The sequence below is a fragment of the Sphaerisporangium sp. NPDC005288 genome, assembly GCF_040607475.1.
Lineage (GTDB): Bacteria > Actinomycetota > Actinomycetes > Streptosporangiales > Streptosporangiaceae > Sphaerisporangium > Sphaerisporangium rhizosphaerae.
On sequence record NZ_JBEXGT010000016.1, the window covers coordinates 54,841 to 68,005 of the forward strand.

General features: G+C 72.9%; 13 protein-coding genes. 6 read left to right on the plus strand and 7 right to left on the minus strand.

Going from position 1 to position 13,165, the window contains the following annotated elements; genetic code table 11:
• The first annotated feature begins 92 nt into the window (after positions 1 to 92).
• Together ABZU32_RS17095 and ABZU32_RS17100 are read left to right on the plus strand one after the other, a co-directional pair.
• Positions 93 to 848 (plus strand): sulfite exporter TauE/SafE family protein, encoded by a 756-nt coding sequence (locus ABZU32_RS17095; RefSeq protein WP_354923111.1) that lies wholly within the window; start codon positions 93 to 95, stop codon positions 846 to 848.
• A 30-nt stretch (positions 849 to 878) separates the two neighbouring features.
• Complete coding sequence (locus ABZU32_RS17100) at positions 879 to 1,106, plus strand: hypothetical protein (protein WP_354837715.1); 228 nt, start codon at positions 879 to 881, stop codon at positions 1,104 to 1,106.
• A gap of 24 nt (positions 1,107 to 1,130) precedes the next feature.
• Here the strand turns inward: ABZU32_RS17100 and ABZU32_RS17105 are convergent, their stop codons facing one another.
• From ABZU32_RS17105 to ABZU32_RS17120, 4 genes are all read right to left on the minus strand, one after another.
• Positions 1,131 to 2,075 carry a Rieske (2Fe-2S) protein gene (locus ABZU32_RS17105; protein ID WP_354923114.1) on the minus strand — a complete coding sequence of 315 codons (945 nt, stop codon included), beginning with the start codon at positions 2,073 to 2,075 and terminating at the stop codon, positions 1,131 to 1,133.
• Between the two features lie 68 nt (positions 2,076 to 2,143).
• Positions 2,144 to 2,755, minus strand: coding sequence for an HD domain-containing protein (locus ABZU32_RS17110; RefSeq protein ID WP_354837719.1), 612 nt, complete (start codon positions 2,753 to 2,755; stop codon positions 2,144 to 2,146).
• A gap of 61 nt (positions 2,756 to 2,816) precedes the next feature.
• Complete coding sequence (locus ABZU32_RS17115) at positions 2,817 to 5,060, minus strand: molybdopterin-dependent oxidoreductase (RefSeq protein WP_354923117.1); 2,244 nt, start codon at positions 5,058 to 5,060, stop codon at positions 2,817 to 2,819.
• A gap of 62 nt (positions 5,061 to 5,122) precedes the next feature.
• Positions 5,123 to 5,542 (minus strand): Fur family transcriptional regulator, encoded by a 420-nt coding sequence (locus ABZU32_RS17120; protein ID WP_354923120.1) that lies wholly within the window; start codon positions 5,540 to 5,542, stop codon positions 5,123 to 5,125.
• Between the two features lie 216 nt (positions 5,543 to 5,758).
• On the opposite strand from ABZU32_RS17120, the gene ABZU32_RS17125 reads away from it, so the two are divergent.
• The 3 genes from ABZU32_RS17125 (at position 5,759) to ABZU32_RS17135 (ending at position 8,507) form a co-directional block, all read left to right on the plus strand.
• On the plus strand, positions 5,759 to 6,835 hold the full coding sequence (locus tag ABZU32_RS17125; protein WP_354923329.1) for a CapA family protein: 1,077 nt from the start codon (positions 5,759 to 5,761) through the stop codon (positions 6,833 to 6,835).
• A gap of 69 nt (positions 6,836 to 6,904) precedes the next feature.
• Positions 6,905 to 7,786 carry an SDR family NAD(P)-dependent oxidoreductase gene (locus tag ABZU32_RS17130; protein ID WP_354923123.1) on the plus strand — a complete coding sequence of 294 codons (882 nt, stop codon included), beginning with the start codon at positions 6,905 to 6,907 and terminating at the stop codon, positions 7,784 to 7,786.
• 31 nt (positions 7,787 to 7,817) lie between these two features.
• Positions 7,818 to 8,507 (plus strand): TetR/AcrR family transcriptional regulator, encoded by a 690-nt coding sequence (locus tag ABZU32_RS17135; RefSeq protein ID WP_354837727.1) that lies wholly within the window; start codon positions 7,818 to 7,820, stop codon positions 8,505 to 8,507.
• Here the strand turns inward: ABZU32_RS17135 and ABZU32_RS17140 are convergent.
• Entirely contained in the window at positions 8,504 to 8,776 is a 273-nt protein-coding gene (locus tag ABZU32_RS17140; protein ID WP_354923126.1) for a hypothetical protein, read from the minus strand. The genes ABZU32_RS17135 and ABZU32_RS17140 overlap by 4 nt on opposite strands.
• A 159-nt stretch (positions 8,777 to 8,935) precedes the next feature.
• Between ABZU32_RS17140 and ABZU32_RS17145 the strand changes: the two genes are divergently transcribed.
• A complete protein-coding gene (locus ABZU32_RS17145; RefSeq protein WP_354837731.1) occupies positions 8,936 to 9,475 on the plus strand; it encodes a tetratricopeptide repeat protein in 540 nt (179 codons plus the stop codon).
• Positions 9,476 to 9,676: 201 nt separating this feature from the next.
• Here ABZU32_RS17145 and ABZU32_RS17150 read toward each other — a convergent pair whose 3' ends face one another.
• Entirely contained in the window at positions 9,677 to 10,276 is a 600-nt protein-coding gene (locus tag ABZU32_RS17150) for a hypothetical protein (protein WP_354923129.1), read from the minus strand.
• A 98-nt stretch (positions 10,277 to 10,374) separates the two neighbouring features.
• Positions 10,375 to 12,954 carry an ATP-dependent chaperone ClpB gene (clpB, locus tag ABZU32_RS17155; RefSeq protein WP_354923132.1) on the minus strand — a complete coding sequence of 860 codons (2,580 nt, stop codon included), beginning with the start codon at positions 12,952 to 12,954 and terminating at the stop codon, positions 10,375 to 10,377.
• Positions 12,955 to 13,165 lie beyond the last annotated feature (211 nt).

Genomic DNA, 13,165 nt, shown 5'->3' on the forward strand with positions numbered 1-13,165 from the left:
GCGCTCCGTCCGGGGCGGGCGGTGAGCGGCACGGCGCAGGGTGGGTACGGTTGCCGCCTAACATCGGGCGCAGCCGTACGAAAGGTGGGGTCTTGACTCCGTGGGAGGTCGTCGCGGTCCTGGTGGCCGGGGTCGCGGCGGGAGGCATCAACGCCGTCGTCGGGTCGGGTTCGCTGATCACCTTCCCGACGCTGCTGGCGCTGGGCTATCCGCCGATCGTCGCGAACGTGTCCAACAACGTCGGGCTGGTGGCCGGCGGCGTGACCGGCGTGCTCGGCTACCGGGACGAGCTCAGGGGGCAGCGGCAGCGGCTCCTGCGGCTCGGCGCGGCCTCGGTGCTCGGCTCGCTCGCCGGGGCGCTGCTGCTGCTCCAACTGCCCGCCAGGGCCTTCCAGGTGATCGTCCCCGTGCTCATCGCGCTGGCCTGCGTGCTCGTCGTGGTCCAGCCCAGGCTCAACGCCTGGCTGTCCCAGCGGCAGGGGACCCCGCACCCGCACGGAGGGCCGTGGCTGTGGCTGGGAGTGTTCGGCGCGGGCGTCTACGGCGGGTACTTCGGCGCCGCGCAGGGGGTGGTGCTGATCGGGCTGCTCGGCATCTTCCTGGAGGAGCACCTGCAGCGGGTCAACGCGGCCAAGAACATGCTGTCGCTGCTGGTCAACTCCACGGCGGCCGTCGTGTTCGTTCTCATCGCCCCGGTCGACTGGTGGGCGGTGCTGCTGGTGTCGCTGGGCTCCATGGTCGGTGGTTTCCTCGGGGCCAGGGTCGGCCGCCGGCTGCCCGCCCGGGTGCTGCGCGCGGTGATCGTCTGCGTCGGGATCGTCGCGATTATCAAACTGGTGTACGGGTAGCCATTGCCATAAGTGGGTATTTACCTGGTCATGAAGGGTGACCGGGTCGAAATCGTCATAGACGCGGGAGGCAATCCGCGTACCTACGAGATCGTGGCGACGAAGGCCGGCAGGCGCGTCGACGTCGCCACCCGCAGAGGGCTCGTGGAGGTCAGCGAGGTGACCAGGAGCGGCACCCCGGTGCGCACCGCCCGCTTCATGGCCAGCCGCATCCTCGCCCTCGTCGAGCACCCGGCCGCCGACGGCGAGAAGGACTGAGCCGGCCCCGCCGGCTCGCGTGCCTCAGGTCAGCTCGCGCGGGCGCACCTGGACGACGCCGTCGCCCCGCACGTTGACCTCGAACGACGGCTGGGGCGCGGTCGCCGGGCCGTGCACGACCCCGCCGTCCTCCAGCCGGAACGTGCTGCCGTGCCACGGGCACACGACGCAGGGCTCGTCGCCGTCCATGACCAGCCGTCCCTGGTGGAGCGGCCCGGCGAGGTGCGAGCACCGGTCGGCCAGGACCGTGACGTTGGTCCCGTGGCGCAGCACGAACAGCTGGATGTAACCCAGACGGCGTGACACGGGGCGCCCGTCGGGCAGGTCCCACAGCCGGCACAGGTCGTGCCAGCCCAGCGGCACCAGGTGGGTGGTCTGCTCGGCGTGGCTGGGGCCGGCCGCCATGCGGTACGCCAGGTGCCCGCCGAGGTTGCCGCCGATGCCCGCGGCGCCGAGGCCGGCGAAGGCGAGCGCCCGCGCGGTGCGGTGCCGGCCCGACAGCCGCAGGATCAGCGACCCAGAGTACAGGCCGATGGCGGCCATGTTGACCAGCACGTGCACCAGGCCGACCCGCTGCTGCTCCAGGTGCAGCACCGACCAGTCGGTCAGCCCCGCGGCGGCGGCGGGGACCGCGGCGGCCAGGCCCGTGGCCAGCACGGCCTGCGAGGCGCGGGGGTCCACGTCGATGACGTCGAGCACCGCCGTGGCGGTGAAGCACCCCAGGCTGACGGTGGCCAGCGGAGGGTGGAGAGGATGGCCGGTGGGCACGCCGTGCAGGACGTCCCGCGCCGCGCTTCCCAGCGGCAGCCTGCGCCTGATCAGCTTGGCCAGCGGGACGACGACGCGATCGAGGGCCCGCATGTGCTCGATGCGATCGGTGACCCCCACCGGCAGGGACATCCGCGCCAGCCCCAGGGATCGCCGGAGCGTCCGGCCTCGCGAGTTGATGGACTTCGAAGTTTCCTCCACTTTCGCCCCCTCTCGCCCTTAAGGGGGGACCTACCCCCCTTGAGCCGTGGAGAACACCGCGGAGGCGGCTACGCGCGGCCGGGGGCCAGGTGGCCCCGGGCGGCCGACAGCTCGATGATCTCTGTGGCGTAGTCGCCGAGGGCCGGCGAGCCCTCGCGGATGATCTCGACCTTCTCCATCACCTGGTCCACCGTGACGCCGTGGCGCACCCAGCTTCCGCCCTCGTTGTGGTGGTTGGCCATCATCGGGGCGAGCCGGTCGAGCGCCTTGGCGAAGCGCGCCTCCGGCGTGCTCCGCGCCTCGAACTCCTCCCACAGCGCGCGAAGGGTGGCGGTCTGGTCGGCCGGCAGCAACCCGAAGATGCGGTCGGCGGCGGCGCGCTCGGCCTTCTCCTGCACCTCGACCGCCGTCAGGTCGTAGATGAAGGTGTCGCCGGCGTCGATCTCGACGATGTCGTGCACGAGCAGCATGGCGGTGACCCGGCCGAGGTCGGCGCCGGGCGGCGCGTACTCGCCGAAGACCATGGCCAGCATTCCGAGGTACCACGAGTGCTCGGCGTCGTTCTCCCTGCGGGAGCCGTCCATCAAGGTGTTGCGGCGGAGCACGCGCTTCAGTTTGTCGATTTCCACGGCGAAACCGACCTGGGCCAGCAGACGTTCCTTATCGGGCACGGTGGTCACGCGCCACAGCCTATTACCGGGAGCGCCCCGATTCGGCCCGACCCGCGCCGCGCGCCGCGGCTCAGGCGGGCTCCAGAGTGACCGGCACCCCGTTGAACACCGCGTTCCCCGACAGCGGGTCGATGATCGACTCGTCGGTCAGGGCGTTGGCGCTCACGCCGGCGTTCTTGGCCGCGACCAGCTGCGAGGTTCCCGCGTGGCCCCAGCCGTGCGGCAGGCTCACCACCCCGCGCATGATCGTGTCGGTCGGCTCGAGCGGCACGGTGAGCTCGCCCGCCGCCGAGCGGACCACCGCCTGCCCCGACAGGCCCAGCTCGGCGGCGTCGTCCGGGTTGATCTGCAGGGTGCAGCGGTTGGTGCCGCCGACCAGCGGGGCGAGGTTGTGCATCCAGCTGTTGTTGGAGCGCAGGTGCCGCCGGCCGATGAGCACGAAACCCTCCGCCGGCCGGCCGAGCGCCTCGCGCAGCCGCGGGACGTCGGCCAGGATCGCCGGCGGGGCCAGCTCGACCGTGCCGGAGGCGGTGGCGAGGACGCCGGGCAGGCGCGGCGCCAGCGGCCCGAGGTCGATGCCGTGCGGGTGCCGCAGCAGCAGCTCCAGCGACAGGCCGGGCTCCCGCTCCCCGCCGCCTGCTTCGATCACGCCCCGCGCACCGTCCTCCTCGCCGTCGCCGAACGGCTCGCGGCCGCCCCAGTCGCCGTAGGGGCCCAGGCGCAGCATCGCGTCCAGGCGCAGCTCGGCGCCGGTGCCGCCGGTGAGCATGGCGCGCAGCTCGGCGGGGTCACGGCCCTCGACGGGCGAGCCCGCGGCCTCCACCGCCCTGCGGAGCGTCTGGTCCAGGATGAGCTCGTCCAGCGCCGCGGGGTCGGCGTCCGCGCCCTGGCCCGCGGCGATCATGGCGAGCCGGGCGAGGATCTCCGCCTCGGAGGGCCGTCCCGGCTCAAGGGGCAGCACCGGCGGGGAGTAGCGCGCGTAGCCGCGCACGGCGAAGTTCAGCAGCAGGAAGTCGTAGTGTCCCGACTGCATGACCCGCGGCGGCGGCAGGATGACGTGGGCGTGGCGGGTCGTCTCGTTGAGGTAGGGGTCGACGCTGACCATGAAGTCCAGGCCGGCCAGCGCCCGGTCGAGCCGCGCCCCGTTCGGCGCCGACAGCACCGGGTTGCCCGCCACCGTGACCAGGGCGCGCACGCGGCCCTCGCCGGGCGTGTCGATCTCGTCGGCCAGCGTTGCCACCGGCAGCTCGCCGTTGGCCTCGGGCAGGCCCCGCACGCGGCTGTGCCAGCGGCCGGTCGCGTACGGCCGGCGGCGGCGCGGCCCCTCGGTCGCCGGGCGGGGGAACATGGCGCCCCCGGGCCGGTCGAGGTTGCCGGTCAGCACGTTCACCGCGTCCACCAGCCACTGGGCGAGCGTGCCGAACTCGACGGTGCACGTGCCGATGCGCCCGTACACGGCGGCGGCCGGTGCGGCGGCGAGCTCGCGCGCCAGCCGGACGATCACCTCCGCCGGCACGCCGCACGCGGTGGCGCACGCCTCGGGGGTGAAGGGCGCCATCGCGGCCTCGAACTCGGCGAGCCCGTTCACCGGGACGCCGACCTGCGCCAGGCCCTCGGCGAAGAGGGTGTGCGCGATGCCGGCCAGCAGGAACGCGTCGGCGCCCGGGCGGACGAAGACGTGCTCGTCGGCGAGCGCGGCGGTGCGGGTGCGGCGCGGGTCGACGACCACCAGCCGGCCGCCGCGCCGGCGCAGGGCCTTGAGCCGGCCGGGGAAGTCGGGCGCGGTGCACAGCGAGCCGTTGGACTCCAGCGGGTTGGCGCCCAGCATGAGCAGGTATCCGGTGCGGTCCAGATCGGGTACGGGCACCGTCATCGGGTCGCCGAACATCAGCCCGGCGGAGACGTGCTTGGGCATCTGGTCGGCCGTGCTGGCCGAGTAGACCTGCCGGGTGCCGACGTCGCGGATCAGCGGGGCGGCGTACAGCGCCCCGGCCATGGTGTGGGCGTTGGGGTTGCCGAGGTAGACGGCCCGGGCGGGCCCGGGGACGGCGGCCAGGCCCTGCTCGACGGCCGCGAAGGCCTCCTGCCAGCTCGCCTCGCGCCAGTCTGTGCCCGTGCGGATCAGCGGCCGGGTGAGGCGGTCGGGGTCCTCGTCCAGCCGGCCGAGGCTCGCGCCCTTCGGGCAGATGAAGCCCTTGCTGAAGGGGTCGGCGTGGTCGCCGCGCACCCCCGTCACGCGCTCGTCGTCGTCCAGTCCGATGGTGAGGCCGCACACGGCCTCGCACAGTGGGCAGGTGCGGTGTGCGGTGCGCACGATGGGCCTCCTGGGTTCGAGGGCTGAACCCATCATTGCCGTCCTCCGCCGCCGGGGGAAGGTCAGACGCCGCTCCGGGCGAGGCAGCCCGGACAGGCGCCCCAGTAGATGACGTCGGCCTCGTCGACGCGGAAGCCCGCGGCGTCGACGGGGTCCAGGCACGGGGCCTCGCCGGTGGCGCAGTCCACGTCGGTCACCGTGCCGCACATGCGGCAGACGAGGTGGTGGTGGTTGTCGCCGACCCTCGCCTCGTACCGCGCGGGGCTGCCCATGGGCTCGATCTTGTGCAGCAGCCCGGCGCCGTGGAGGGCGTGGAGTCCGTCGTAGATCGCCTGGAGGGAGACGTGGCCGACGCGCGCGCGCACCCGGCGGTAGATGGCGTCCACGTCGAGGTGGTCGCCCTCCCTGACGGTGTGCAGGATCGCGATGCGGGCCGCCGTCACCCGGAGCCCCGCATCGTGTAGCCGCTCGACATCCCCCACGACCTGCACCTTAAGCGGTAAACCTGAATCATTCAAGTAAAGGGACCTTCCCACTAAGGCGATTTTCGATCGGCCACCCGGGGGGCGGTGTCCAGATCTGGGTGGAGGTGGCATGCTCTTGGAACGATGAGAACCGAGCCCATACACGGCACCCTGTCCGGTTTGCCAGAGATCTCCCCGCGGCGGGCGCGTGTCCGCCGCGCCGCCGCGCTGACCATGGCCGTGGCGATCGCGGCGGTGCCGGTCATGGCATGCTCGGCCGCCGAGTCGTCCTCGCCGCCGTCCAAGAGCACGGACGGCGCCTCATCCGCGCCCGGCGAAGCCACGGGCGACGCGACCGGGAAGCCGCAGGCCGGCGCCCGTCGGCGGCCGTTCACCATCTCCTTCGGCGGCGACGTCCACTTCGAGGGCATGCTTCGCAACCGCCTGGCCGACCCCGGCACCGCCCTCGGCCCCATCGCGTCGGTCCTGCGCCGCGCCGACCTGGCGATGGTCAACCTGGAGACCGCCATCACCCAGGGCGGCACCCCCGCGCCGGGCAAGCAGTACACCTTCCGGGCCCCCGCGACGGCGCTCACCGCGCTCAAGGCCGCGGGCGTCGACGTGGCGTCCATGGCCAACAATCACGGCATGGACTACATGGAGGGCGGGCTGCGCGACTCCCTGGCCGCCATCCGCCGCGCCCGCTTCCCGATCGTCGGCATCGGCAAGAACGCCGCCGAGGCCTACCGGCCGTTCCGCAAGGTCGTGAACGGCAACCGGGTGGCGATCATCGGCGCGACCCAGGTGCTCGACAGCCAGTTCGTCCAGGCGTGGACGGCGACCCCCACCAAGGGCGGCCTGGCCTCGGCCAAGGACGAGGCCAGGCTCATCCAGGCCGTCCGGCAGGCGCGCCGCACCGCGGACACCGTCATCGTGCACCTGCACTGGGGGACCGAGCTGCAGAAGTGCCCGAACCAGGCGCAGCTCGCGCTGGCCCCCAAGCTGATCGCCGCCGGCGCCGACGTCATCGTGGGCGGCCACGCGCACATCCTGCTCGGCAGCGGCTACCTGCAGGGACGTTACGTCAACTACGGGATGGGCAATTTCGTCTTCTACAACTCCGGCCCGCAGACGGGAACGACCGGGGTGCTGACCCTCACCATCAACGGGCGCAAGGTGCTCAAGGACGGGTGGACGCCGGCGCGGATCAGCGGGGGCGTCCCCGTCCCGCTGACCGGGGCCGCGCGCACCCAGGCCGTCGCCGGGTGGAAGTCCCTGCGAGGGTGCGCGGGGCTGGGCGCCACGCCGTGATCCGCCGCGCCGCCCCCGGCCGATCTATATTCGGATGGACGGTCCGATGACGGTGCAGGGGGTGGGCGTATGCGGTTCCCCATCGGGACGCGACCGGCGGCCGTGCGCGAGCTGCGGCGCGCCCGGGCCGAGGGACGCGGGGCCTTCGACGGCCGGCTCGTGGTCGTGACCGGCGCCGGGAGCGGCATCGGCCGGGCCACCGCCCGCGCCTTCGCCGCCCACGGGGCGCAGGTCGTCTGCGCGGACATCGACCTCGCGGCCGTCCGCCGCACGGCGCTGGAGATCGGCCCGCCCGCCCACCCCTGGCGGGTGGACGTCGCCAGCGGCGAGGACATGGAGCGTTTCGCCTCGGCCGTGCGGGAGGAGCACGGCACGCCGGACATCGTGGTGAACAACGCGGGCATCGCCGTCGCCGGGTCCTTCCTGGACCACGAGGTGGCCGACTGGCGGCGCACCATCGACGTCAACCTGTGGGGCGTGGTCCACGGGTGCCGGCTGTTCGGCCGCCAGATGGTCGAGCGCGGACGCGGCGGCCACATCGTCAACGTCGCCTCTCTCGCCGCCTTCGCCCCCTCGCGCCTGCTGCCCGCCTACTCGACCTCCAAGGCGGCGGTGAAGATGCTGAGCGACTGCCTGCGCGCCGAGCTGGCCGGGAGGGGCATCGGCGTGAGCGTGATCTGCCCGGGGTTCACCTCCACGGCGATCGCCGCCAACGCGACCTACCGCGGCGGAGACCGCGCGTTCAGCGAACGGGCGCTGCTGCGGCGCGGCTACCCGCCCGAGCGGGTGGCGGCCCACATCCTGCGCGCCGTCCACCGCAACACGGCCGTGGTCCCGGTGAACGCCGAAGGCAAGATCGGTTATGCCTTGTCGCGCATCTCCCCGGGCTTGATGCGGGGAATCGCCCGCCTTATGAATTCCGATTTGGGACGTCTGGCCGGGAAGGACTGACCGCGGCCCCTGAAAGGGGCAAGATGAAACGGTGTCAGCCCCGCCCAGCGACCGCTGCTCCCACGACGACCAGGCGCCGCTGCGCCGAAGACCCTCCCAGCGCCGCAGCGCGCGACGCGTCGAGCGCATGCTCGACGCCTGCGCCGAGTTGCTCGACGAGATCGGCTACGAGGCGCTGTCCACCACCCGCATCGCCGACCGGGCCGATGTGGCCATCGGTTCGATCTACCAGTTCTTCCCCGACAAGCGGGCGATCACCCAGGCGCTGACCCAGCGCAACGTGGAGCTCTTCATCGCCCGGGTCGGCCGGCGCTTCATGACCGAGGACTACACAGGCTGGTGGCACGCGGTGGACGCCATCATCGACGAGTACGTCGACATGAACAGGACCGTTCCTGGCTTCCGCTCACTGCGCTTCGGCGACGCGGTGGACCTCAACCTGCTCGACTCGGTGTCGGAGAACAACACCGTGATCGCCGGCCGGCTGCGGGGCCTGCTGCTCGCGGAGTTCGGCATGGCCGACAGCGAGGAGCTCGACCTGTGGCTGACCGTCGCGGTGGAGTCGGTGGGCGCGGTCCTCGCGCTGGCCTTCCGCCGCGACCCCGACGGCTGGCCCCCGCTCGTCGAGGAGGCCAAGCGGCTGATCCGCGGCTACCTGTCCACCCAGTTGCGCGCGCACGGCGAGGTCCCGGCCGGCCACGAGGGCTCGGCCGCCCGCTAACGGGCCACCGTGCCGGTCCGGCCGGGGGAGGCGGGGGCGCGCGAGGACGACGTGGTGCTCGCGTCGCCGCTCTCGGCGTCGCACGGCGAGGAGAGCCTGCGGATCAGGTTGCGGGCGGCCTGCACCTCGGCGCGCGTGCGCACCAGTTCCTGGCGTTGCTGGTCGGCGGTCTCGAGGCGGGCGGTGGCGTACCCGAGGGTTCCGGGGACGACGGCGGCGCACAGGGCCGCGCAGGCGAGCGCGAAGGTGGTCTGCCAGGACGGGTCCATCGCAGCTCCTTCGAAAGAGCGGGTGACGTTCCAGGCGTGGCGAATATGCCCTCTCGCTCGCATGACACACGCACAGTAGTCAAACATGCGCAAATCAGGACGTAAGTAATGCCTGCCGTTGTCCACGCACGGTCGAGCGGCGCTCGGTAATCTCGTCTTGTGGCACATGTGACGCGTGAGCAGCTTGATCGACTTCTCGAGCAGGCACTCCTCGACGACGATCACGGGGCGCTGGCGGGGAGGCTCGACGATCTGGCGCGCGGATACGCGTCGGGAGAGGTGTCCCGTGCCGCGATCCTCGTGCTCGCCGCCGAGGAGTGGCGGCAGGCCGGCCAGCCGGCCAGGGCGCTCGAATGCTTCCAGCGGGCGCTGGACGACGGCGGCGAGGTGGGCGTCGACCCCAGGGCCGGCATCGCCGACACCCTGTTCGAGCTCGACCGTCCCGACGAGGCCCGCGAGCTGGTCGACTCCATCAAGGCCGGCGGGCAGGTCGACCCGAGCACCGCGCTCAACGTCGCCGAGACCCTGCTGGCCTACGGCGACCCGCGCGCCGCCCACGAGTGGGCGACCGACGGCATCCTGGCCGGCGAGGGCCCCGCGGGCATCCGCGACGCGCTCCTTCGCACCCGCTATCGCATCCGCGTCGATCTCGGCCTGCCCGAGGACGACCTCGACGCCCTGCTCGACGTCTCCCGCTGACCGTCTCCGCCTGAGCGTCCCTCCGCTGACCGTCTTCCCCTGACCGTCTCCGGCCAGGCCGCGGCGTGAAGGCCGCGCGGGCCGTGACTCCCAGGCGCCACGGCCCGCGCGGTGCGGGTACATCCCTCAGGGACGGCTCGCCGGTGAGCGCGCCGCCCGCCGCACGGGGGCGTCTTCGGGCGGCGCGAGCCGGCGTCCGGGTCAGCCGGCGTGCGGGCCGTCGATCGTGGTGTCGACGGTGAGCGTCCTGCCGAGTTCGACGTCCAGCCCGTGCGAGCTGTGCGCGGACACCCGGGCGGGAAGGAGCACCGGCTCGACGGGCATGAGCGGCTCAGGGGCGGTGGGCTCGTCGGCGGCGTACCCGCCGCGGCGCATGGGCAGGTCGCCCGGCCGCGGCAGCCCCGGAACCGAGGCCGCCCACCCGCGGATGGCCCGGTAGACCAGCGCGCTCCTGCCGAAGGGGGACCAGCCGGTGGCGCGGGCGATCGCGGGCAGGTCGTGCAGGCCGATCACCGCGGCGGTGCGGGACGGCAGGCCCCGGCTGCGGCCGATGTGCTCGAAGCCGATGATCAGGTCGTCCCGGTCGTGCCGGGCGGCGAGGGAGGAGGCGGCCGCCTGCGGCACGGCCACGGCGTCCACGGCCTCGCACGCCGCGGACGTGGCGCTCTGCGAGCGCAGGACGGCCACGGCGCTCTCCTCGCAGGACGTGGCGGCCGAGGCGCTGCCCGTCCCCAGCAGGCCCGCGCCCGCCGCGACCGCGGCCACCGCGAGGATCCCCCGGATACTGATCGAACTGAGCATGAAGACTCCCTGACTACCTTTTCGTGCTTGGACGAGCACTTAACGTAGCCAGGGAGTCCCCCGCCGGGCGGGTCGTTGACCCGATGCTGGTGGATTCCTTACCGAGACGCCTGCACGGTCAGAGTGTCACCGGCGGCGTCCAGATCGACGATGACCTGGTCCCCGTCGTGGATCTCGCCGGACAGCAGGCTCTTGGCCAGCTTGTCGCCGATCGCCGACTGGACCAGCCGCCGCAGCGGCCGGGCGCCGTACAGCGGGTCGTACCCGGTGAGCGCCAGCCAGTCGCGGGCGGCCGGGGTGACGGTCAGCGTCAGCAGGCGGTCCGACAGACGGCGCGCCAGCCGGGCGACCTGCAGGTCGACGATCTGCGACAGCTCCTCCGAGCCGAGCGCGTCGAACAGGATCACATCGTCCAGCCGGTTGAGGAACTCCGGCTTGAACGAGCCCCGCACCGCCGCCATGACCTTGTCGCGCTTGGCCACGCCGTCGAGCGCCGGGTCGACCAGGTACTGCGAGCCGATGTTGGAGGTCAGGATCAGGATCGTGTTGCGGAAGTCGACCGTGCGTCCCTGGCCGTCGGTCAGCCGCCCGTCGTCGAGCACCTGGAGCAGGATGTCGAAGACCTCGGGGTGGGCCTTCTCGATCTCGTCCAGCAGCACCACCGTGTACGGCCGCCGCCGCACGGCCTCGGTGAGCTGGCCGCCCTCCTCGTAGCCGACGTACCCGGGCGGGGCGCCGACCAGGCGGGCGACGCTGTGCTTCTCGCCGTACTCGCTCATGTCGATGCGGGTCATGGCGCGCTCGTCGTCGAACAGGAACTCCGCCAGCGCCTTGGCCAGCTCGGTCTTGCCCACGCCGGTCGGGCCGAGGAACAGGAACGACCCGGTCGGCCGGTCGGGGTCGGCGACCCCGGCCCGCGCCCGGCGCACGGCGTCCGACACCGCCTGCACGGCCTCACGCTGGCCGACGAGCCTGCGCCCGAGCTCCTCCTCCATGCGCAGCAGCTTGGCGGTCTCGCCCTCCAGCAGGCGCCCCGCGGGGATGCCGGTCCAGGAGGAGATCACCTGCGCGATGTCGTCGGCGCCGACCTCCTCCTTGACCATCGCGTCCTCGGGCTGGGCCAGCGCGCCGGCCTCCTCGACCTCCTTCTCCAGGCGCGGCACGTCGCCGTACATCAGCCGGGAGGCCGCCTCGAAGTCACCGTCGCGCTGGGCGCGCTCGGCGGCCGAGCGGGCCTCGTCGAGCTGCTTCTTCAGCTCGCCGACCCGGTTGAGCCCGGCCTTCTCCTTCTGCCAGCGCACGACCAGGGCGTCGAGCTCCTCCTGGCGGTCGCCGAGCTCCTTGTGCAGCTTGTCCAGGCGCTGGACGCTCGCCTCGTCGGTCTCCTTGGCGAGGGCCAGCTCCTCCATCTTCAGCCGGTCGACGGCGCGCTGAAGCTCGTCGATCTCCACCGGACGCGAGTCGATCTCCATGCGCAGGCGGCTGGCGGCCTCGTCGACCAGGTCGATCGCCTTGTCGGGCAGGAAGCGGGCGGTGATGTAGCGGTCGGAGAGCGTGGCCGCGGCCACCAGGGCGCCGTCGGAGATCTGCACCTTGTGGTGGGCCTCGTAGCGGCCCTTGAGCCCGCGCAGGATCGCGATGGTGTCCTCGACCGACGGCTCGCCGACGAAGATCTGCTGGAAGCGGCGCTCCAGCGCCGGGTCCTTCTCGATGCGCTCCCGGTACTCGTCCAGGGTGGTCGCGCCGATCATGCGCAGCTCGCCCCTGGCCAGCATGGGCTTGAGCATGTTGCCGGCGTCCATCGCGCCCTCGGCCGCGCCCGCGCCGACCATCGTGTGCAGCTCGTCGATGAAGGTGACGACCTGGCCGTCGCTCTCCTTGATCTCGGTGAGGACGGCCTTGAGCCGCTCCTCGAACTCGCCCCGGAACTTGGCGCCCGCCACCATCGCGCCGAGGTCCAGGGACACCAGGCGCTTGCCGCGCAGGCTCTCGGGGACGTCTCCGGCGACGATGCGCTGCGCCAGCCCGTCCACGACGGCGGTCTTGCCGACGCCGGGCTCGCCGATGAGCACCGGGTTGTTCTTGGTGCGGCGGCTGAGCACCTGCACGACGCGGCGGATCTCGTTGTCCCGGCCGATCACCGGGTCAAGCTTGCCCGCGCGGGCCAGCTCGGTGAGGTCGACGCCGTACTTCTCCAGCGCGCGGTAGGTGTCCTCGGGGCTCTCGCTGGTGACCCGGGCGTGCCCGCGGACCTTCTCGAAGGCCTCCAGCAGGGCGTTCGGCGTGGCGCCCTGCGCCTTGAGCAGCTCGGCGACGCGCCCGCCGTCGGCGGCCAGGCCGACCAGCAGGTGCTCGGTCGACACGTACTCGTCCTCGAGCTGCTTGGCACGGGCCGCGGCCGTGTTCAGCGCCACCAGGAGCTGGCGGGAGGACGACGGCGCGCTCACCGTCGAGCCCTGGGCCTTCGGGATCTGCTCCAGCTGCCGCTCGGCCTCGGTGCGCAGCCGCTTCCAGTCGGCCCCGACGGCCTCCAGCAGGTGGACGGCCGTGCCGTCGGTCTGGGAAAGCAGGGCGGTGAACAGATGGGCCGGAGCGACCTCCGGGTGGCCTTCGGCGGCGGCCCGCCGGACGGCGGCCGACAGGGCGTCCTGGCTCTTACGCGTGAGCTTGTAGTCCATGCCTACCTTGCCTTTCTCGCATGGCGGATCGCCCGGCGCTCGCCGGCCGCGGCGGTGCTGCCTCGCTCCGCGCGGTGCTGCGTCGCTTTGCGCAGTGCTGCGTCGCTTCGCTATATGTGCGCCACCGCCCGGGGCGCCGATACGGCGCCCATGGGGTGGAGGAGATGTCGTCGCGCGGCCCGGGAGGGTGCTCACCGGGACCGCCGCGGCC